Source organism: Nocardia sp. NPDC102475, from assembly GCF_055584605.1.
The window spans coordinates 135,644-156,228 of record NZ_JBVJLS010000013.1; the positions used below are offsets into that span (position 1 = coordinate 135,644).

The 20,585-nt window shown below is 67.3% G+C and carries 19 protein-coding genes; 10 read left to right on the plus strand and 9 right to left on the minus strand.

Annotated features, from left to right (window positions below; translation table 11 throughout):
- The first annotated feature begins 23 nt into the window (after positions 1 to 23).
- The 4 genes from ACZ60G_RS23770 to ACZ60G_RS23785 all read left to right on the plus strand — a co-directional run bounded on the left by ACZ60G_RS23770 (position 24) and on the right by ACZ60G_RS23785 (position 2,910).
- Positions 24 to 605, plus strand: a complete 582-nt coding sequence (locus tag ACZ60G_RS23770) for a TetR/AcrR family transcriptional regulator (RefSeq protein ID WP_465812559.1) — start codon at positions 24 to 26, stop codon at positions 603 to 605.
- A gap of 92 nt (positions 606 to 697) precedes the next feature.
- Positions 698 to 916 (plus strand): hypothetical protein, encoded by a 219-nt coding sequence (locus ACZ60G_RS23775; protein WP_387293947.1) that lies wholly within the window; start codon positions 698 to 700, stop codon positions 914 to 916.
- 54 nt (positions 917 to 970) lie between these two features.
- Positions 971 to 1,645 carry a response regulator transcription factor gene (locus tag ACZ60G_RS23780; protein ID WP_465812335.1) on the plus strand — a complete coding sequence of 225 codons (675 nt, stop codon included), beginning with the start codon at positions 971 to 973 and terminating at the stop codon, positions 1,643 to 1,645.
- Positions 1,642 to 2,910: a sensor histidine kinase gene (locus ACZ60G_RS23785; RefSeq protein ID WP_465812337.1), complete on the plus strand. Its 1,269-nt coding sequence runs from the start codon at positions 1,642 to 1,644 to the stop codon at positions 2,908 to 2,910. Before ACZ60G_RS23780 ends, ACZ60G_RS23785 begins: the two co-directional genes overlap by 4 nt.
- Positions 2,911 to 2,913: 3 nt before the next feature.
- On the opposite strand, the gene ACZ60G_RS23790 is transcribed toward ACZ60G_RS23785, so the two are convergent.
- Positions 2,914 to 4,647 (minus strand): glycerol-3-phosphate dehydrogenase/oxidase, encoded by a 1,734-nt coding sequence (locus ACZ60G_RS23790; protein ID WP_465812339.1) that lies wholly within the window; start codon positions 4,645 to 4,647, stop codon positions 2,914 to 2,916.
- A gap of 286 nt (positions 4,648 to 4,933) precedes the next feature.
- Here ACZ60G_RS23790 and glpK point away from each other — a divergent pair, with 286 nt between their 5' ends.
- Positions 4,934 to 6,433 (plus strand): glycerol kinase GlpK, encoded by a 1,500-nt coding sequence (gene glpK, locus ACZ60G_RS23795; RefSeq protein WP_465812341.1) that lies wholly within the window; start codon positions 4,934 to 4,936, stop codon positions 6,431 to 6,433.
- A gap of 3 nt (positions 6,434 to 6,436) precedes the next feature.
- Here the strand turns inward: glpK and ACZ60G_RS23800 are convergent, their stop codons facing one another.
- From ACZ60G_RS23800 to ACZ60G_RS23815, 4 genes are all read right to left on the minus strand, one after another.
- Positions 6,437 to 7,612, minus strand: a complete 1,176-nt coding sequence (locus ACZ60G_RS23800; RefSeq protein ID WP_465812343.1) for an aminotransferase-like domain-containing protein — start codon at positions 7,610 to 7,612, stop codon at positions 6,437 to 6,439.
- Positions 7,613 to 7,693: 81 nt separating this feature from the next.
- Positions 7,694 to 8,752: a DUF8176 domain-containing protein gene (locus ACZ60G_RS23805; protein WP_465812345.1), complete on the minus strand. Its 1,059-nt coding sequence runs from the start codon at positions 8,750 to 8,752 to the stop codon at positions 7,694 to 7,696.
- 73 nt (positions 8,753 to 8,825) lie between these two features.
- The gene (locus ACZ60G_RS23810) at positions 8,826 to 9,812 is read right to left on the minus strand and encodes a hypothetical protein (RefSeq protein ID WP_465812347.1); all 987 of its coding nucleotides are present in this window, start codon (positions 9,810 to 9,812) and stop codon (positions 8,826 to 8,828) included.
- A gap of 302 nt (positions 9,813 to 10,114) precedes the next feature.
- Positions 10,115 to 11,518 (minus strand): NAD(P)H-quinone dehydrogenase, encoded by a 1,404-nt coding sequence (locus tag ACZ60G_RS23815; RefSeq protein ID WP_465812349.1) that lies wholly within the window; start codon positions 11,516 to 11,518, stop codon positions 10,115 to 10,117.
- 125 nt (positions 11,519 to 11,643) lie between these two features.
- On the opposite strand from ACZ60G_RS23815, the gene ACZ60G_RS23820 reads away from it, so the two are divergent.
- Positions 11,644 to 12,123 (plus strand): gamma-glutamylcyclotransferase family protein, encoded by a 480-nt coding sequence (locus ACZ60G_RS23820; protein ID WP_465812351.1) that lies wholly within the window; start codon positions 11,644 to 11,646, stop codon positions 12,121 to 12,123.
- Positions 12,124 to 12,178: 55 nt separating this feature from the next.
- On the opposite strand, the gene ACZ60G_RS23825 is transcribed toward ACZ60G_RS23820, so the two are convergent.
- The 3 genes from ACZ60G_RS23825 to ACZ60G_RS23835 form a co-directional block, all read right to left on the minus strand.
- The gene (locus tag ACZ60G_RS23825; protein ID WP_465812561.1) at positions 12,179 to 13,345 is read right to left on the minus strand and encodes a M20 family metallopeptidase; all 1,167 of its coding nucleotides are present in this window, start codon (positions 13,343 to 13,345) and stop codon (positions 12,179 to 12,181) included.
- A gap of 92 nt (positions 13,346 to 13,437) precedes the next feature.
- Positions 13,438 to 14,667, minus strand: coding sequence for a M20 family metallopeptidase (locus tag ACZ60G_RS23830; RefSeq protein ID WP_465812353.1), 1,230 nt, complete (start codon positions 14,665 to 14,667; stop codon positions 13,438 to 13,440).
- A gap of 93 nt (positions 14,668 to 14,760) precedes the next feature.
- Entirely contained in the window at positions 14,761 to 15,465 is a 705-nt protein-coding gene (locus tag ACZ60G_RS23835) for an enoyl-CoA hydratase-related protein (protein WP_465812354.1), read from the minus strand.
- A gap of 296 nt (positions 15,466 to 15,761) precedes the next feature.
- Between ACZ60G_RS23835 and ACZ60G_RS23840 the strand changes: the two genes are divergently transcribed.
- Together ACZ60G_RS23840 and ACZ60G_RS23845 are read left to right on the plus strand one after the other, a co-directional pair.
- Positions 15,762 to 16,541 carry a purine-nucleoside phosphorylase gene (locus ACZ60G_RS23840; protein ID WP_465812356.1) on the plus strand — a complete coding sequence of 260 codons (780 nt, stop codon included), beginning with the start codon at positions 15,762 to 15,764 and terminating at the stop codon, positions 16,539 to 16,541.
- On the plus strand, positions 16,542 to 18,044 hold the full coding sequence (locus tag ACZ60G_RS23845; protein WP_465812357.1) for a phospho-sugar mutase: 1,503 nt from the start codon (positions 16,542 to 16,544) through the stop codon (positions 18,042 to 18,044).
- A 311-nt stretch (positions 18,045 to 18,355) separates the two neighbouring features.
- Here ACZ60G_RS23845 and upp read toward each other — a convergent pair whose 3' ends face one another.
- Entirely contained in the window at positions 18,356 to 18,979 is a 624-nt protein-coding gene (gene upp / locus ACZ60G_RS23850; RefSeq protein WP_465812359.1) for a uracil phosphoribosyltransferase, read from the minus strand.
- 154 nt (positions 18,980 to 19,133) lie between these two features.
- Between upp and ACZ60G_RS23855 the strand changes: the two genes are divergently transcribed.
- Both ACZ60G_RS23855 and ACZ60G_RS23860 read left to right on the plus strand, forming a co-directional pair.
- Positions 19,134 to 19,442, plus strand: coding sequence for a hypothetical protein (locus ACZ60G_RS23855; protein ID WP_465812361.1), 309 nt, complete (start codon positions 19,134 to 19,136; stop codon positions 19,440 to 19,442).
- A 4-nt stretch (positions 19,443 to 19,446) separates the two neighbouring features.
- Positions 19,447 to 20,571, plus strand: coding sequence for a C40 family peptidase (locus tag ACZ60G_RS23860; protein ID WP_465812363.1), 1,125 nt, complete (start codon positions 19,447 to 19,449; stop codon positions 20,569 to 20,571).
- Positions 20,572 to 20,585 lie beyond the last annotated feature (14 nt).

Here is a 20,585-nt window from a genome sequence, read left to right on the forward strand (position 1 = left end):
CATGCCCGGCGCCCAAGCGCCGCATGTCCGCGGCCGACCGGCGCGCACAGCTACTCGATGTGGCGCGCGATATCGTCGCCGTGGACGGCTTCGGCGCGGTGAGTATCGATCGAGTCGCGCGCGAGGGCGAGGTCGCACGGGCACTGGTGTATCAGCAATTCACCGATCTGTCCGGATTGATGACCGCGCTGGTGGATCGCGAATCGGCCATCGCACTGGCCGGTATCGGCACTCTCGACTGGTCCGACACCGATGACGATGCGGATCGGATCGGCCGCGGCATTCTCGCCTATCTGCATGCCGCGCCGACCAGTTGGCGGATCATCCTCAGCCCACCCGACGGCGGACCGCCGGATCTGCGCGACCGGCTCGAACTCGGCCGGGCCTACGCGCGGGTGATCGGCGCGCGGCATCTGTCGCGCCATGCCGGGGTCACCGTCGATCCGGATGGCGCGACCGAGCGAATCATGCTCGCGGCATTGGAGGAACTGGCCCGGCTGCATCTGGCCGACGCACAGCGGTACCCGGATGAGCTGGTACTGCGCTACATTCGGTCGATCCTGGGGTGGGCCACCCATGTCGAAACCCCGAAAAACGAGCACTGAACAGCGGTTTCAGCGTCATCACGAAATTCTCACGGACACATTGATTTTCTTGTTCCGACGCGGGAGCAACCCGCGCGAAAGAGAGGAAAACCATGAAGATCCGCACCGCGATCGCCGCCGGAATGTTCGCCCTCGGTGCCGTCGCCGCAGCCGGTGCCGCGTCGGCCGCACCCACCCCGATGCACACCCCGTTCATCGGCAACTACGCGACCTACGACGCCTGCGCCGCCGACGGCAATTCCCCGAAAACCGGCGGCACCCAGTGGGAGTGCCGCGAGGTCGCCGACGGCTGGGATCTGTACACCTACTGAGCACTCGGGCACCAGTCTGCGCACCAGGTGTGAAATACCCTATTCTCTGACCTCGTGCGAGTGCTGGTGATCGAGGACGACGAAGGTCTCGGCATGGAAGTCGCCGCGGGACTGCGCTCGGCCGGTTTCGCGGTGGACCTTGCCCCCAACCTGGCGGATGCCGATTTCAAAATCTCCGTCAACGGCTACGACGTGCTCGTCGTGGATCGCGGCCTGCCCGACGGCGACGGTCTGCAACTGGTCGCGGCGCACCGCGCGCGGGGTCAGCGGGTGCCGGTCCTGATGCTCACCGCCCGTGACGCATTGGCCGATCGGATAGCCGGATTCGAGCACGGTGCCGATGACTACCTGGTCAAACCGTTCGCACTGCCGGAACTCGCCGCACGGGTGCGTGCGCTGTCGCGGCGGCGCGAACATCCGGCGCCGGCCCGGATCGTGCTCGGCGATATCGATATCGACCTGCCGCGTCGCCGGGTGCAGCGCGCGGGCATTCTGCGCTCGCTGACTCCGAAGGAATTCGCCGTACTCGAACTGCTCGCCACTCGCGCCGGCAGCGTCGTATCGCGTTCGGAACTCATCGAATGCTGCTGGGACGAAATGGCCGAACCCGCATCGAATGTCGTCGACGCCGTCATAGCCCAGCTGCGGCGCAAACTCGGCGCACCGCCGGTGATCGAGACCGTGCGCGGCACCGGTTTCATGATCGGAAGTGACCCATTCGCACCTTGATCTCCACGGCGGATGCTCGCCCCGCCGTGGCCCGTCTGCGCCGCACCCGCTGGCTGCTCACCGCACTGATCACCGCCATCACCGCGACCTGTCTGATCATTCTCGGCATCGTCGCGGCGACCATCGATACCCGCTCGCGGGAGGCCGCGGTCGACGATTCCCTCGATCGGGTGGTGAGCGGACTGTTCCGCGCCGTCAACCTGCCCGAGGGCGAGGAAACCATCGACGTGAGCCAGCTCGAGAACGATGCCCTGGCCAACGGCGAAGTCGCGGTGGTGGTGCTCAGCGCGCCTGGGAATGGCAGGTGGCAGGAGAATTTCGCGCATCTGCGCTCCTGGCTGCCCAAGGACGACGGCGTCGCGGGACTCGCCGATGACGCGGATCTGGCCGGGGAGACCGTCTTCCGCGACGGATACGACGGTGCGGGCCGCCCGGTCCGTATCGCGGCGACACCCGTCACCTGGGAGGACTCCGAGACCAAGGCGGTGGTCATCGCGGGCACGAATCCCGGTGCGTTCGACCGTGATCGGGCGCTGCTGATCTGGGGGCTCGTCGTCGGCGGGCTCACGCTGGTCGCGTTGTCCGCGGTGGCCGGACATCTGCTCTCGGGCCGGAGCATGCGGCAGGCCATTGTGCTGCTCGAAGAGCAGGAGCGGTTTCTCGGGGATGCCGCACACGAATTGCGCACGCCGCTCACGACTCTCGGTTTGGTCACCGCGCCGCGCCGCCGCAATCCGTACGAGGTCGAGCGGGCGTTGGTCGATGCCAGGGCATTGGGCAGCCGGATGGAGCGGATCGTCTCGGGATTATTGGCGCGTGCGCGAATGCAGGCGGGCGTCACCACCATGGAGAGGGTGCAACTGCTGCTCGATCAGCTCACCGAATCGGTGGTGGAGGAATTCGCGCAGGACAATATCGTGCTGCAGGCGAATCCCAGTGTGGTGACCGGTGATCCGAATCTGCTGAGCCTCGCGGTGCGCAATCTCATCGAGAATGCGATCACGCACGGGGCGGTCAACCGCGGTGCGCCCGTGGAGGTGCATGTGGCCGATGGCCGGGTCAGCGTGCGTGACCATGGGGCGGGTTTGACTCCGCAGTTGTCGAGCAGTCCGTTCGCGCGCGGGGTGAGCGGTGGGCGTGGCAGCGGAATCGGGCTGGCGCTGGTGGCGTGGATCGCCGAATTGCACGGCGGCACAGCGACAATGGAACCCGTTGCGGGTGGCGGCACGATCGCCTCGATTGTGCTGCCGCCGCCGGCGGTCTAGTTCTCAGCTGTCCAACGGGACCGGTTCCAGGATCTCCGCGCGCGGTTCGGGGGCTGCGATGCGCAGCGCATCGGCGGAGGGGTCGTCCGGCTGGGTCTGGGAGCGGATCTCCGCCTCGACGCGTGCTTGGTAAGTGCTTACCTCCCAGTCGATTTCGTCGTCGTCCCAGCCGAGTATCGGCGCGACCAGGTGGGCCACCTGCTCGGCGCAGTTCGCGCCGCGGTGCGAGTATTCGATGGAGATTCTGGTCCGGCGGGCCAGAATGTCGTCCAGGTGCAGCGCACCCTCCGCGGCAGCCGCGTAAACGGCTTCCACCTGTAGATACGACGGTGCGTCCATAATCGGTTGCAGCAGTTCGGGTTTGCCGTCGGCCATGGCCATGACCTCGTCGATGAGCGAACCGTAGCGATCGAGCAGGTGCTTGATCCGGTACGGATGCACGCCATAGGCCTCGGCGAGTTGCACCGTCTGATTGATCAGCGCGAAGTAGCCGTCGGCGCCGAGCAGCGGAACCTTCTCGGTGATGGACGGTGCGACACGCGCCGGAATATCCTGTGCCGCTTCGTCGACCGCGTCATAGGCCATCACCCGGTAGGTGGTGTACTTACCGCCCGCGATGCCGACAAGCCCCGGCGCAACCCGGGCGACGGCGTGTTCCCGCGAAAGTTTGGAAGTCGAATCGCTCTCTCCCGCTAGCAAAGGCCGCAGACCAGCGTAGACACCGTCGATATCGGCGGGCGTGAGCGGAGTGACCAGCACCTGGTTGACCCGATCCAACAGGTAATCGATATCGGCCTTGGTCGCCGCCGGATGGGCGAGATCCAGATTCCAATCGGTATCGGTGGTGCCGATGATCCAGTGCGCGCCCCACGGGATGACGAACAGCACCGAACTCGCGGTGCGCAAAATGATCGCGGCATCGCTGACTATGCGGTCGCGTGGCACCACGATGTGCACGCCCTTGGACGCACGCACGTGGAAGCGGCCACGATTATGCGAAAGCGCCTGGACCTCGTCGGTCCACACGCCTGTCGCATTGATGACCACGTGGGCGCGGATTTCGCCGGTGCGACCGTCCTCGGTGTCGCGCACCTTCACCCCGACGACCCGGTCCGCCTCGCGCAGAAAGCCGACGACCTGGGTGGAGGTGCGAATCACCGCGCTGTAGTGCGCGGCGGTGCGGGCGACGGTCATGGTGTGGCGGGCATCGTCGACGACGGTGTCGTAGTAGCTGACGCCGCCGATCAGCGAAGCGGGGCGCAACCCCGGCGCCAGTCGCAGTGCACCGGCCCGGGATAGATGATGTTGGCCGGGAACGGATTTCGCGCCACCCATGGTGTCGTAGAGCACCAGTCCAGCGGCCACGTAGGGGCGTTCCCAGCCGCGGCGGGTCAGCGGGTAGAGGAAGCGCAGCGGCTTCACCAGATGTGGTGCGAGCCGGGCGAGTGCGAGTTCGCGTTCCCGCAGCGCCTCGCGCACCAGCCCGAATTCCAGTTGCTCCAGGTAGCGCAGTCCGCCGTGGAACATCTTCGAGGACCGGCTGGAGGTGCCGGAGGCGAGATCGCGCGCCTCGACCAGCGCCACTTTCAGACCGCGGGTGGCCGCGTCGAGCGCGATACCCGAGCCGACCACACCGCCCCCTACGACGACCACGTCGAAGTGGTCCTTGCCGAAGCGCTCCCATGCCGTCGCGCGCTGCTCGGGTCCGAGGAACTGCGATTCCGGTTGCTTGGTCATGCGCGACTCCTCCAGCCGACCCCGGCGCCGGGGTTCAGACGACGTTGTGGTCCTTCGGGCACACGATCGAGCTGCTCAGTCGGGCGGTGTTCTGTTGTACAGGCTAAAGGAATCGCCGACGATCCCCTTTTCGGGGCCGAAGCCGTGTCGTCCCCGGCCGCCAACCAGCGCTACTCGCCGGTAACCAACCCCAACACTAGTCCGAGAACCCGCTGGTCGCGATGTGATGCGCGGCGTGCTCTGTCGTTTTCCCCGCCGGACACGCCGGTTTTAGTAGCCTGCACGAATGCGTCGCTATGTGGCCGCCATTGATCAGGGCACGACCTCGAGTCGGTGCATCATCTTCGACCGGCAGGGCCGCGTGGTCGGTGTCGCGCAGCGCGAGCACGAGCAGATCTTCCCGCGGCCGGGCTGGGTCGAGCACGATCCGGAAACCATTTGGCGCAATACCGAATTCGTCCTCGGCGAGGTGCTGCGGAGCACCGGTATCGCCGCCGATGAGATCAATGCGGTCGGCGTCACCAATCAGCGCGAGACGACGGTGGTGTGGGATCGGGCCAGCGGCAAGCCGATTCATCACGCGATCGTCTGGCAGGACACCCGCACCGACCGTCTGGTCACCGAACTGGGCGGCGAATTCGGCGCGACGCGCTACCAGGACCGCACCGGGCTGCCGCTGTCCACCTACTTCGCCGGCCCGAAACTGCGCTGGATTCTGGACAACGTCGAGGGCGCGCGAGCCAGAGCCGAGGCCGGTGAGCTGTGTTTCGGCACCATCGACAGCTGGGTGCTGTGGAAGCTCACCGGTCAGCACATCACCGATGTGACCAATGCGTCGCGCACCATGCTGATGGATCTGCGTACGCTGCAGTGGGATTCGCGGATCTGCGCGGAATTCGGGGTACCGCAGTCGATGCTGCCCGAGATCCGCAGCTCCTCGGAGATCTACGCGGAGATCGGCTCCGGTCCATTGGCGGGCATACCCGTCGCGGGCATTCTCGGCGACCAGCAGGCGGCGACCTTCGGCCAGGCCTGCCTGTCCCCCGGCGAGGCCAAGAACACCTATGGCACCGGCAATTTCATGCTGCTCAATACCGGAACGACGCCGGTATTCAGCAAGCACGGCCTGCTCACCACGGTCTGTTACCAGCTCGGCGGCGAGGCGCCGGTCTATGCATTGGAGGGATCCATCGCGGTGACCGGCTCACTGGTGCAATGGTTCCGGGACAATCTCGGCATCATTTCCGCCGCCGACGAGATCGAACCGCTGGCGCGCAGCGTCGAGGACAATGGCGGCGCGTACATCGTCCCCGCGTTCTCCGGCCTCTTCGCACCGCGCTGGCGCCCGGATGCCCGCGGCGTGATCGCGGGCCTGACCCGCTTCGTCGACAAGGCGCATCTGGCGCGAGCAGTGTTGGAATCCACCGCATTTCAGACGCGCGAGGTCATGGACGCGATGCGCGCCGATGCCGAATCCCAGCAGCTGCGGCTGGAACTGACCACCCTCAAGGTCGACGGCGGCATGGTCGGCAACGATCTGCTCATGCAGTTCCAGTCCGACATCCTCGATGTGCCGGTGGTCCGCCCGGTCGTCAACGAAACCACGGCGCTGGGTGCGGCTTACGCGGCCGGGCTCGCCGTCGGGCTGTGGGAGAGCACCGATGACATCCGCGCGAACTGGGCCGCGGACAAGACATGGCAGCCCGCGATGTCGGCGACGGATCGCGAAACCCACCTCGCCGCCTGGAACAAGGCCGTGGAGCGCACCTACAACTGGGTGGATTGACGACTATTCGGCCGCGCGAGCCAGCCGGTCGATCGCCTCCGCCAATGTCGCCGCGTCCGAAGTGGTGAAGCACATGCGCATGGAGTGGCTGTAGTCGGTGTCGACGGCGAAGGCCGAGCCGGGCACGAAGGCGACGCCGTGCTCGAGGGCTCGGGGCAGCAGCCGATCGGTATCGGTGCCGTCGGTGAAATCGGCCCACACGAACATGCCACCGGCGGCATCGGTGCAGGTGACGCGGTCGCCGAAGCGGGTGCGCACGGCGTGCACGAGCGCCTTGGCGCGGTCGCCGTATGCGCTGCGGACGGTGTCGACGTGACCGGTCAGCCAGGTTTCGTCGGTGAGCAGGTCGGCGGCGATCTGGTGGGTCAGCGCCGAACCGCACAGGTCCGCGCCCTGTTTCAGCAATTCGACCGCGCGACAGATCCGCTCCTGCGCCACCATCCAGCCGACCCGCAGCGCGGGCGCGAGGATCTTCGAGGCACTGGACAGCCGAATCACGTTGCGGGAGTAAGTTGCCACGGGATCGGGCGAGGGCCCGTCGAACCAGAGCTCACCGTACGGATCGTCCTCGATCACCCAGAAGCCGTAGGTATCGGCGAGTTCGGCCAATTCACGACGACGCGGCGGACTCATCGTGACACCACCCGGATTGTGGAAATTGCTCACTGTGTGCACGACCGTCGGACGCTCACCACGTGCCAGCAGTTCCTTCAGCACATCCAGCCGCATGCCCTCGGAATCCAAGGGCACCGCCACAATTCGCGCACCGGCGGCGCGGAACACTTGCAGCGCACCGACATACGCCGGATCCTCGACTACCACCAGCGCGCCCGGATCCAGCAGCACCTCGGCGAGCAGCGAGAGCGCTTGCTGCGAACCATGCGTCACGAACACCTCGTCGAGCCCGACCGCGCGGCCGAGCTTCGCCGACTCCCGCCGGCGCAGCACATCGCGCAGCGGAGGCCACCCGCGCGACCCGGTGTACTGCAACACCGCGGAACCGCTCAGCGCCGCATCGGCCGCTACGACGAGCCGCTCCCGGGGCATCAACTCCGCATCCGGCAAACCGCCCGCGAGGCTGATCACCTCTTCGCGCGTGGTCAGCTCGAGCAGGTCACGAATCGCCGAACTCTTCAGTCCGCCCAGTTTGGTTGCGAGCGGTGGATCGATCGGCGACATGGAAACCTCCGAGGGGACGCGAAACCCCACTGTCCCACACCGCTACCAAATTGTGAAATATTCATCCCATGATCTGAGAGCTCAGGTGCGCTCCCGGATGGCGAAGATCACGGTCTTGCCGTCCCGGACCACCGTGATGATGGTCTGCCGGTAGACATTGGTCGTGCCGTCGGGGCGATGTTCGGTCAGGTCCACCTCGAACGTGTCCGCCGCCGACTCGGCAATCCGCAGGCAATGCGTGGTGCCGACCGGAATCTGGTCATTGATGGCCTGCTGGATGACCTCGGCCGTCGACACATTCTCGGCATCCGGCGCGACGAATCTGCGCGCCCGCTCACCATTGCGGTCGACGTAGAACTCGTACTGGAAGCCGAGGATCGCACCGGGGCCGGTCGACGTGTCGCCCTGCCCGTTGCCGCGGGTCACCTTGCCGTCTTTACTCGCGGGGCAGCTCAGCGCGGCGGAAGTGCTCGGCGGTGCGGGCGGCGCCGCCTTCGGACTGCCCTTGTCGTCGCGGCTGACCGCGACGAAGGTCACCACCAGCGCCAAGACCACCACGATCGCGGCGAGCACACCGAGCGCTACCCATCGACCGCGCGAACTGCGCCGGGTCGGGGTCGCGGTGATGGTGTCCGAGATCAGCTTCGGCGCAAGGCGTTTAGCGATCGGATCATCGGCCCAGGACAGACCCGAGGCCTCGGACGGCGGCTTCGGCACCCCGCCGGATTCGGTCGGGCTGTTCCACCAGGTATCGCGCTGGCCTGCCGCGGGAGTCGCGTGCCGGACGGTGGCCTCGTTGGGGTCCGGTTCGACCGGCGGCTCGGGTCGGCGCGCCGGCGGCTCCGGTCGCCGGGTCGGCGGCGCATCGCCGAACACCGTCGTATCCGGCGCGCGGTACTGCGGGGGTGGCGGCGGCACCGTCGGCGGTTCGTCGGCGGGACGCCAGATCAGCTCGGGATGATCGGTGCCGGGCTCGGGCACCGACCACTGCGGTCGAACCTGTTCACCCGTCGGCGGACCGAATTCGCCGACCGGCGGCCCGAATTCGGAGACCGGCGGGCCGAAATCGTCCAACGGGGGTCCGAATTCCGACCCGGTCCGGTCGGATTCGTTGTCCCTGCCATCACCCTCGGAGCCCACACCAAATCCTTTCCCCAGGACACACGTGTGGGGCGGTCGAGAACGACCGCCCCACCCGTCGAATCAGCTCGTGTCAGTACTGGAGTGACCCACCCCACTGGGTGGTGACCCCGGCAACGTTGACCGTCTGCGGAGCCAGTTCGCCTGGCGGCACCGGAAGTTTAACTTGTGCGGCGGCCTCGAGGGCAGCCGCGCCGCCCGGCTGTTCCCGAATCCAGTGCTCGACAGCGGCCTTGGCCATGTTGGCCTGGGTGGTGTCGAGGACGACCTCGGTCTTGTTGTCGGCCAGACCCTCACCACCGGTGTAGGAAGTGACCTTGACGGTGTTGGCGCCGATGTACTCGACCGACACACCGGCCTCGCCCTGACCGGTCGGGGTGCGGTACCCGATGGTGCCGACGTAGCCCGAGGCGTTGTTGAAGTGGTGGGTGTTGGCCACATAGCCGGGCGCCAGACTGCCGCCGTCGATATTGGCGCCGATCTCCTGGTGCGGGCCGTCCATCTCGACGACCGGCGCGGCCGGCGCCTGCTGGAAGCGCGGGGCCGACCAGCGCGGCTGCTGCACCAGCGTGTCGGTCTCCGGCTGCTGCGCGGTCCGGGCGTTCGGATCGGTCGGGGTGACCGCACCCGGCGCGGTGGTACCAGGCTGCGTGGGCTTCGGAGCCGTGCCGGGGGCCGTCTCCGGCACCACAGCGGGTATCGCAGGTCCGGTCTGACCGGGGACCGGCAGCGGGGCGACGCGCGGGGTGGTCACACCCGGCTGGGTCGGTCCGGCCAGCTTCGGATCGTTGGGATCCTTTGGCTGATTCGGCATGACCTGGTTCGGATCCGGCGTCGTCACACCCGGCTGGCTCGGCGTCGGCTTGGCCTCCGGCTTCCCCGGATCCGGCTTGGTGGTCTCCGGCTGGCCCTGATCCGTCGGCGTGGTGCTGCCCGGGTCGGCGGGCGCGGGCGCCGGCGTGGTCGGTGTACTCGGCTGATCCGGAACTGCCCCCGCCGGCGCAGCGAAGAGCGTGGCCACGGCCGCCGCGGTGGCCAGTGGCAACGATGTGCTCGCCATCGCTCGCTGCGCCCGACTCGGCTTACGATGTTTCACTTTTCGCAATCCCTTCCCGTGTGCGACCGAGTGGGTCGCACGCAGTTATCCCTGGTGAGACGCTTGGTCCACGAATGAGGACCGCCGAACGACCAAGCGGCCGTTCGCCGTTCCCGCTGGAAAGGATCGATCCCCCCACACAGAACCCTCGCGATCGCCCGCCGATCGCATCTCTGCGGGAAGTGAACCACATGCGCGCCTTACTGGCAACGCGATGAAAAACGCCACAAGACAGTGAGTCTCGGGGCGGCTGGGTTCAGTGGCGGTTAGTCGAGGTCGTCGTGACGCATCAGCAGGCGAGCCGCCTCGGTGACCGAGCCGGTGAGCGACGGGTACACCGAGAAGGTCTGGGCGAGATCGTTGACGGTCAGATTGTTCTGGACCGCCAGCGCGATCGGCAGGATGAGCTCCGACGCGATCGGGGCGACGACCACACCGCCGATGACCACACCGGTCGCGGGCCGACAGAAGATCTTGACGAAACCCCTGCGCAGACCCGACATCTTGGCGCGCGGGTTGGTATTCAGCGGCAGCATGACCGTGCGCGCGGGCACCTCGCCGTTATCGATGGCCGTCTGGCTCACGCCGACCGTCGCGATCTCCGGACGGGTGAATACGGCCGAGGCGACCGTCTTCAGCCGGATCGGGCTGACGCCCTCACCCAGCGCGTGATACATCGCGATACGGCCCTGCATCGCGGCCACCGAGGCCAGCGGCAGCAGGCCGGTGCAGTCGCCCGCCGCATAGATACCTGGCACCGAAGTGCGCGACACCCGGTCCACCCGCAGATAGCCACCGCGGTCGAGTTCGATGCCGACCCGTTCCAGGCCGAGGTCGTCGGTATTGGGGATCGAGCCGACGGTCATCAGCGCATGCGTGCCCGTGACGGTGCGGCCGTCCGAAAGCTTGACCACGATCCCCGCGGCGGTGCGCTCCACCGCATCGGCGCGCGCGTGCTTGACCAGTTCGACACCGCGTTCGGCGAGCGCGTCCTCGAGCACCAGCGCGGCATCCGCGTCCTCACCGGGCAGCACCCGGTCGCGGCTCGAGACCAATTTCACCCGCACACCCATTTCGGTATATGCGGAGACGAATTCGGCGCCGGTCACACCCGAGCCGACCACGACCAGGGTCTCCGGGAGTTCTTCCAGGTCGTAGAGCTGACGCCAGTTCAGGATGCGCTCACCGTCCGGCTCGGCGCCGGGCAACACGCGCGGGCTCGCACCAGTGGCGATCAACACCACTTCGGCCTCGACGGCCTCCTCGGTGCCATCGGCCAACAGCGCGCGCACCCGGTGCGCGGCCATCCCCGTGGCCGGATCACTGAGCTGTCCGCGTCCGGCCAGCACCGTCACGCCAGCGGCCTGCACCTTGGATCGGATATCGGAGGACTGGGCCAGCGCCAGCGCCTTCACACGAGCGTTCACTTCGCCCAATTCGATCTGGGCCTGGCTCGGATCGAGGGTAATGCCCAGGTCACGGGCACGACGCAGATCGGTGCGCACGCCCGTCGAGGCAATAAAAGTCTTCGACGGCACGCAGTCCCACAGGACGCACGCCCCGCCGATGCCGTCGCTATCGATCAGGGTGACCGTGGCCCCGTGTTGGGCCGCCACCAACGCCGCTTCATAACCGGCCGGTCCGCCACCGATGATCGCTATGCGGGTCATGGATACCTCCGCTGGAGCTGTTCGACCGGGATCTCCGGTGCCGGTAAACAACGTTAGCTGGCGAACACACGGTCATCTCGCCGGGATAGAGACGATGCGCGCAGGTTATTGGATACCCTTGCGTCGTGCCGATCTACGCCGCCTACGGGTCCAACATGGACTCGTCCCAGATGCTCGAGCGCTGTCCGCACTCCCCCATGTACGGGACGGGCTGGTTGGAGGGCTGGCGCCTCACCTTCAGCGGTGACGACATCGGCTGGGAGGGCCCGCTGGCCACCGTCGTCGAGGAGCCCGACTCGCGGGTGTTCGTGGTGCTCTACGACGTATCCCCCGAGGACGAGGAGCGCCTCGACCGCTGGGAGGGTTCCGATTTCGGGATCCACCACAAGATCCGGCTGCGCGTGACACCGAGTGCGGGCAGCGGTTCCGAACCCATCCTGGCCTGGCTGTACGTACTCGATGCGTACGAGGGCGGCCTACCGTCGGCACGCTATATCGGCGTGATGGCCGACGCGGCCGAAAAGGCAGGCGCGCCAGCGGAATACGTGCATGCGCTGCGCACTCGCAACAGCAAGAATGTCGGCCCCGGATTCTTCGGTAGCTGAACGAACGCGCAAACGGCCGACCTCTTTGTCGAGGTCGGCCGCTTCTTTGTCTTCGTCAGCTCGCGTTCAACACGATGTTGCTGAGCACCCGGACACCGACGGCAAGCGCGCGCTCATCGAGATCGAAGGTCGGCTGGTGCAGATCCAGCTGTTCGCCGTGCCCGGACCAAACGCCGAGGCGGGCCATCGCGCCCGGCACCTCCTCCTGATACCAGGAGAAATCCTCACCGCCACCGGACTGCAAGGTGTCGGCGAGCGCGTCCGGGCCGAGCATGCGGATCGCGTCCTCGAACATCCTGGTCGAGTGCTCGTCATTGACCACCGGCGGTACGCCGCGGCGGTAGTTCAACTGGTAGCGCACCCCGGTCGGGGCGAGCAGGCCTTCCACGATCTCGCGCACCATCGGCTCCAGCAGCGACCAGGTCGCGTGATCGCCGGTGCGGACGGTGCCGGTGAGCATGCCGGTCTGCGGTATCGCATTGGGCGCCTTGCCCGCGCTGACCGCGCCCCAGACCATCACCGTGCTGGTGCGCGGGTCGATGCGGCGGCTGAGCAGACCGGGCAGGCCGGTGATCACGGTGCCGATGGCGTAGACCAGGTCGCTGGTCAGATGCGGACGCGAGGTGTGGCCGCCCGGCGAATCGAGGACCAATTCGATGGTGTCGGCCGCCGAGGTGATCGCACCGACCCGGATGCCGACCCGGCCGACCTCGAGGCGCGGATCGCAATGCAGTGCGAAGATCCGGTCGACGCCCTCCATCGCCCCGGCGGCGACCATATCGATGGCACCGCCCGGCATCACCTCTTCGGCGGGCTGGAAGACGAATCGCACGCCGACCGGCAGTTCCTGATCGGCCAGCGCGAGCGCGGTGCCGAGCAGGATCGTGGTGTGCGCGTCGTGCCCACAGGCATGCGAGACGCCGGGCACGGTCGAGGCGAAGCTGAGACCGGTGAATTCCTGCAGCGGGAGCGCGTCCATATCGGCGCGCAGTCCGATGCGCGGTGCGTCCACCGGACCGATGTCACAGAGCACTCCGGTGCCGTTGGGCATCTTCTGCGGCGTCAATCCCGCCTTGGTCAGCCAGGCCGAGACGAACTCGGTGGTGGCGAATTCGGTGCGGGAGAGCTCCGGGTTCGCGTGGATGTGCCGGCGCCACTGGACGAGATCGACCGTGTGCTCGGCCAGCCAGGAATCGACCGCATCCGGGCCGACTTCCGCGATATCCGATTGTGCGGCGCTCCCCTGGCCCCCCTTGGTCGCGCGCGTCACCGTCCCGGAGCGTGTCGCGTGCGCCGCGGAACGGCCGGTAATGCTCACCGAATGTCCTCCTGTCGTTGAACGAGCCGTTGCAACAACCTGTCCCTATGTACTTGATCGCGGGCTACGGCGATAGCGGTACGCGCGAGCGCGATCGCACCGTCGGTTACCGCACGATCGGCCGAGGCGTTGACACTCGCCGCGGCGAAGCCGGGCTGATGCGTCACCGCCCCACCGGCATCTATGCCGATGACCGGATGTATGCCCGGTATGACGTTGGTGACGTTGCCCATATCCGTACTCCCGAGCGGTCGCTGCGCCTCGAGTTCCGGTGCGATCGGCACCCGGCCCAAGTCCACGATCTGCTCGCGATAGGCAAACAGTAATCCCGAATCGGGCGTCAGCTCGGTATATGTCGGCGCAACCGTCCGGATTTCGTGAGTGCAGCCGGTTGCCAGCGCACCCGCCTCGAAACAAGCCGACGCTCGTCGCATCAGATCGTCGAGGGATGCGGAGTCGACTGCGCGTAGGTAATACAGCAGTTCCGCACGTCCGGGAACGATGTTGGGGGCTACGCCACCGTCGCTGACTATACCGTGCAGTTGCTGTCCGGGTCGGAGATGTTGACGCAGCAATCCAAGAGCAACCTGCGCGACGGTCACCGCGTCGCCCGCATTCCGGCCCAATTCCGGGGCGGCGCTGGCATGCGCCTCGTGGCCGTGGAAGACCACCGCCAGATCCGCCAGCGCCAGCGAGCGCGCGTCGACGATATCGATGGGGCCGGGGTGCACCATCAACGCCATCGCGACACCGTCGAAGACGCCGCGCTCGAGCATCAGCACCTTGCCGCCACCGCTCTCCTCGGCGGGTGTTCCGAAGACGACGACGGTGATGCCGAGCGCGTCGGCCACCTCGGCGAGGCCGAGTCCGGCGCCGACCGCGGAAGCCGCGATGATGTTGTGCCCGCAGGCGTGCCCGATCTCGGGCAGTGCGTCGTATTCGGCGCAGATACCCACCGTGAGCTCGCCGGATCCGTAGGTCGCGCGAAATGCGGTCGGCAGGTCGGCGATGCCGGTCTCGACGGCGAAACCGCGCTCGGCCAGCGGCGCGATGGTCTTGGCGACGCTGCGGGTTTCCTCGAACGCCAACTCCGGCTCGGCGTGGATCGAATGCGATAGCGCGACCAGTTCGGGCGCTGCGGCCAGGATCGCGGCCTCCGCCGCCGCACCCGGGTGCGCGTGGTGGTCCGTGCGTGATTCGGGGTGCCCGCTGCGCGGTGGTGGCATGGCACACAGTCTGGCACTGCGCCGACGATCGGGCGTACCCTGCGCCGCGGGGCGATGCCGCCGTGCGGCGCAAGGTTTGTGATCAGCTTGCGGTTATCCCGGGGCGAACGCCAGATTCTCCGGGGTGGTGGGGGTCGCGAGCCCGGCCAGCGCCTTGGCGTGCAGCGACCGCTTGATCACCGGAAGATTGGGCTTGCGATTTGCCGCGAGGGCGCCCGCGCGCTCGATCGCGGACTTCAGCAACACATCAGCATCCGCCTTCGTGTCGACGATTCCCGCGGAAATGGCCTCGTCGGCGGCGAAGCGGTGACCGGCGGTCATGGCCTGGACGCAGACCTGATTGGTGAGGCGCTCGGTGAGCAGCGCGTTCATGCCGACCGTGAACGGCATGCCGAGGTGCACCTCGGGCAGGCACCAGAAGCCGCGGTCGGCGCGCATCACCCGGAAATCGTGGGATGTGGCGAGCATGGCGCCCGCGCCGAAGGCATGACCGTTGACGGCTGCGACCGTAGGCAGCGGGAAGGTCAGCAGGCGGGTGTAGATGCTGTGCACGCGATCGAGGTAGCCGTGCATCTTGTTCAGGTTGCCGAACAGCCAATCGGTATCGAGCCCGTTGCTGTAGAACTTCCCACTCGCCGTGGTCACCAGCGCCGCCGGTCCCTCGGACGCCTCGACCTGGTCCAGCAGCCCGTGGAATGCATCGATCCAATCCGGATGGAAACGGTTCTCGCTGTCCGTCTGCCCCTCGCTCCCGAGGTAGACGACGAACACATCCCCTTCACGTTCCAGATACGGCATGCGTGCAGCGTAACGGCTATGCCGCGCGACACCTACTCGCAGGTAGCTAATGCTCGGCGGATCGCAGGCAGCAAGCTTCAAGGCACACCCAGCCCCGACAGAGCGAGTCTTACGAGCGACGTTCGCGGCCCGTCTCGCGGCCGAGTGGCCGAAGCGCATGCGCCGCAGGCGCGAGTCTCGGCCGCACCGCTAGCGACTGCTTGCAGGTCGCTCGAAAGGGTCGGCCGCGAACACCAGGGGGCCGCGAACACGCAGCGCCGGAGGCGCTGCAAATCAAACACAGCTATCGTGACGGCATGCTTGCCGAACAGGCCGCGAAGGCGATTGCCGAACGTACGGGAGTGGAACGGCACCGGGTTGCGGTGGTGCTGGGATCGGGTTGGCAGGAGGCGGCCGCGGAGATCGGGACGCCTTCGGCGTCGGTGCCGATGCCGGAGCTGCCCGGATTCGGGACGCCGAGTGCGCAAGGGCATGTCGGGATGGTGCATTCGGTCGCCGTCGACAACACGCCCGTACTGCTGTTGATGGGGCGTCAGCATCTGTACGAGGGCTATCAGCCGAGCGATGTCGTGCATCCGGTGAGCGCGGCGATCGCGGCGGGCGTGGAAACCGTGGTGCTCACCAATGCGGCGGGCGGGATCCGGGACGGACTGCGCGTCGGTGAACCGGTGCTGATCAGCGACCATCTCAATCTCACCGGCCGCACGCCGCTGGCGGGCGCGACCTTCGTCGATCTCGTGGACGCGTGGGATCCCGAATTGCGTGCGCTGGCAAGGGAAATCGACCCGAGCCTGACCGAGGGCGTGTACGCGGGCCTGACCGGACCGCAGTACGAGACCCCGGCCGAGATCCGGATGCTGGGCACCATGGGCGCGGACCTGGTCGGCATGTCGACGGTGCTCGAGGTGATCGCGGCACGGGCGCTCGGCGCCCGAGTGCTCGGAATCTCGCTGGTCACCAACCTCGCCGCGGGCGTCACGGGTGCGCACCTCTCGCATGCCGAGGTACTCGCCGAAGGACATGCCGCCGCACCGCGTCTCGGCAAATTGCTGCGCGGCGTACTGGAACGGCTTTAGATGCTGCGCTTCGGCACCGCCGGGCTCCGCGGGCCGCTGCAGGACGGGCCCGACGGCATGAACCTGGACACGGTGAGCCGGACGACCGCCGGACTCGTGGACTGGTTACGCGGTCGCTGCCTAGGTGGCGGCGCGGTGGTCGTCGGGCGCGACGCCAGGCACGGCTCCGCCGAATTCGCCATCGCAACCGCGGAAATCTTTGCCGCCGCGGGCTTTCCGGTCACGCTGCTGCCGCGGCCGCTGCCCACCCCGGTAGTCGCCTACGCGGTGCGTGAGCTGGGAGCCGTTGCCGGAGTACAGATCACCGCATCACACAATCCGGCGACGGACAATGGCTACAAGGTGTACCTGGACGGCGGTTCACAGCTGATCGCACCGGCCGACACCGAGATCGAGCGCTGCATCGAGGCCGTCACCGAGCCGATCGCCCGCACACCGGTCACACCGGCCGCCGATGACCTGGTGCGCCGCTATATCGATCGGGTGGCCCAACTGCCGGAGTTGATCGGCGGTCCCGGCGAGCGCTCCGATGTCCGGATCGTGTTGACACCGCTGCACGGGGTCGGCGGCGATACAGCGGTGGCTGCCCTCACCGCGGCGGGATTCAAGCATGTGCACGTCGTCGGTGCGCAATTCGCGCCCGATGCCGACTTCCCCACCGTCGCCTTCCCGAATCCCGAAGAGCCCGGTGCCACCGACCTTTTGCTCGCCACCGCCACCCGGATCGGCGCGGACCTCGCCATCGCCCTCGACCCGGACGCCGATCGCTGCGCCATCGGAATCGCGGACGGCGACGGCGGCTGGCGCATGCTGCGCGGCGACGAAACCGGCGTGTTGCTCGGCGATTACGTGCTGCGGACCGCGCCGCCGGATTCATTGGTGGCGACCACCATCGTGTCGTCGCGACTGCTCTCGAAACTCGCCGCCGCCCGCGGCGCGCGATACGCGGAAACGCTGACCGGCTTCAAATGGCTGGCCCGCGCGGGCGACGGTCTGGTCTACGCCTACGAGGAGGCCATCGGTCACTGCGCCGACCCGGCCGCGGTCCGCGACAAGGACGGCATCTCCGCAGCCGTGCTGGCCGCCGATCTCGTCGCCCGGCTGAAGACCGCGGGCCGCACCCTCGCCGACGAACTCGACGACTACGCGGTCGAATTCGGCCTGCACGCCACCGACCAGGTTTCGCTGCGCCTACCCGACCCGGCCGCCGCCGCGGACCTGGTGAACCGCCTGCGCGCCGCACCGCCCGACGAAATCGCGGGCGAGCCGGTCGAATACACCGATCTGCTCCAGGTACGCGGCCGAATGCGCACCGACGCACTGATTTTCGAGGGCACCAACTCCCGCATCGTGGTGCGGCCGTCCGGCACGGAGCCGAAACTGAAGTGCTACCTGGAGGTGGTCGAGCCGGTCGCAGCGCGGGATACACTCGCCGCCGCGCGAACCTCGGGTGAGCGGCGACTTGCCGAGTTGCGGGCATACTGCGGGCGGCTCGCGAAATAGCTCACGGGGTGGCGGGGACCGCTACCGGATTGTGTTGGCTGGGCTGCGGTGGGTCCTGTTGTCCTGCACTGACTTCTCAGATCTGCTGGCCCAAGATTGTTTTGCCTTCCCCTGGTTCTCCCGGCCGTGCCGGGCACGTCGTCTGCCGTACCCGGCTTACCTCCCGCAGTCAGGCGGGCAGCCTGTAACTTCCAGCCTCGAGAGTTTGCCGAAGGTAGTCGAATGGTGGTTGTGGGCGGGGTTTTCGACAACCATTTGACTACCCTCGGTGGGGACGAGCTGCCATTTGACTACGCTCGATGGGGCGGGGGTCAGCGGGGGCCGAATTGGCGGTCGCCCGCGTCGCCGAGGCCGGGGACGATGTAGGCGTCGGAGTTGAGGCCCGAGTCGACGACCGCGGTGACCAGGCGTACGGGTAGGCCCGAATCGGCAAGGGCGGCAATGCCTTCGGGGGCGGCCACGACACAGACCGCGGTGATGTCGGTGGCGCCGCGGGCGGCGAGCAGTTGCAGGGTGTGGCGCATCGAACCGCCGGTGGCCAGCATCGGGTCGAGTACGAAGACCGGCATCTCGGACAGGTCGGCGGGCAGTGATTCCATGTACGGCACCGGCTGATGGGTGGTTTCGTCGCGGGCGATGCCGACGAAACCGACCCTGGCGTCCGGAATGAGTTCGGCGGCCGCGTCGACCATGCCGAGTCCGGCGCGCAACACCGGAACCAGCAGCGGCGGCTGCGCCAATCGCGTTCCCTCGGTGTCGGATACCGGTGTGGTGATCGGGAAATGGATCACCGGCGCGTCGCGCAGCGCCTCGTAGATCAGGATTCCGGTGAGATCACGCAGTGCGGCGCGGAAGGCCGGATTGGCCGTGCCCGCATCGCGCATCGTGGTGAGCAGGGCGGCGGCGAGTGGATGGTCCACGGTGTGCGTGCGCATGTTGGAACGATAAGGTCGAAGACGAGTTCGGCGGCAAACCTCCACCCGAATTTTTTTCGAACGGCTGGAACCGATCGGTAAGGCAGCGCGTCGAACTAGGTGGATGACGTACTCTGCCTGGGAACAAACAGATGGGGGAAGCACTATGCGAAAGATGTCGGCCGACACCGAGGGCATCACTGCCTACAGCGCGACGGCCGCGACCATGTCAGGTGATCTCGCCGCCGCCGGAGTGAGCGCCGCGGCCGCCGATCCCACTCTCCTCGGCCCCATAATGGGCTTGATCGGCGGCGATTTCATGGCCGCCTACGCTGCGGCCCATGCCGGGCATGTCGCCTCGATCGGTCAGTTGTCGGCGGTGCTCGCGAGTATGGGCGGTGCGGCAGCATCTTCGGCCGTCGTCCTCGAAGAAACCGACCTGAACAATGCCGCCGGGCTGAATGCCACCGGACTGGACGGGTGACGCCGTGATCGATGTCAGCGCCCTGGTCCAGCCACTGCTCGACCTGCTCTCCAGCTTCGGCACCGGCGTGCTGCCCACCGGCGGGCCCTCCGACGCACTGACCTCCACCTCGACCGCCGTCGACCAGGTGCACGCGGTCGGCCGCAACAGCATCAACCAGGTGAACAACGCATGGGACGGTGCGGCGGCCGATGCCGTCACCGCGAAGGCGCTGCGGGTGCAGACCTCGGCAGCCAGCATTTCCGACCGCGGCAACGACATGGCTACGGTGGTGAATCAGGCTGCCGCCCAGGTCGAAACGGGCCAGAAGGAGCTGAACGGGATCGTCCAGTCGTTCGTGAACCAGGCCACCGGTCTCGGTCCGGCGCTGGCCACCCCCGAGGGACTGACGGTGCTCGTCGGCTCCGCGATCGACCACATCGGTCAGGGGCTGAATGTGGTCGGCCGCGTACGCAACGAACTCGATACCCAGACCGCGTCGATGAACGAGCTGACTCCGGCGCCGTCGACGCCGTCGCTGTCCAATGTCGCAGGCACGGTCGGCACCGCCACCCAGGGTGCCTCGCAATTGTCATCGACGGTGAGCAGCGTCGCGAGCGGCGCCGGCGGCATGCTCAGCAGCCTGATGAGCACCGCGAGCAAAGCCAGCACGACCACCGCGAGCACGGCGTCCAGTTCCAAACCGAGTAGCAGCACCACGACCGGGACCGGGCAGTCGTCGACCTCCGGCAAGGGCGTGAAGATCACCCTGCCGGACGGCAGTGTCGTGGAAGCCCCGAACGAGAAGGCGGCGACGGCGGTCAAGGCGGCCATCGGCGCGGTCGGCACGCCATATGTGTGGGGTGGCAGTACGCCCGGCTCCGGACTGGACTGCAGTGGTCTCACCAAGTACGCGTACGGCGAGGCCGGTGTCGATCTGCCCAGGCTGGCGCAGGAACAGGGCAACGGCCATATGCAGGTTTCGCCGGGCGATCTGATGCCGGGCGATTTGGCAGTGTGGGATGGCCACGTCGCGATGGTGGTCGGCAACGGGCAGTTCGTCGAGGCCGGTAATCCGGTCCAGATCAGCTCGGTTCGGACCGACAACATGGGTATGAACTTCTATGGCTTCTACCGGCCGACCTCATAAGTGAGCGGAGCGAA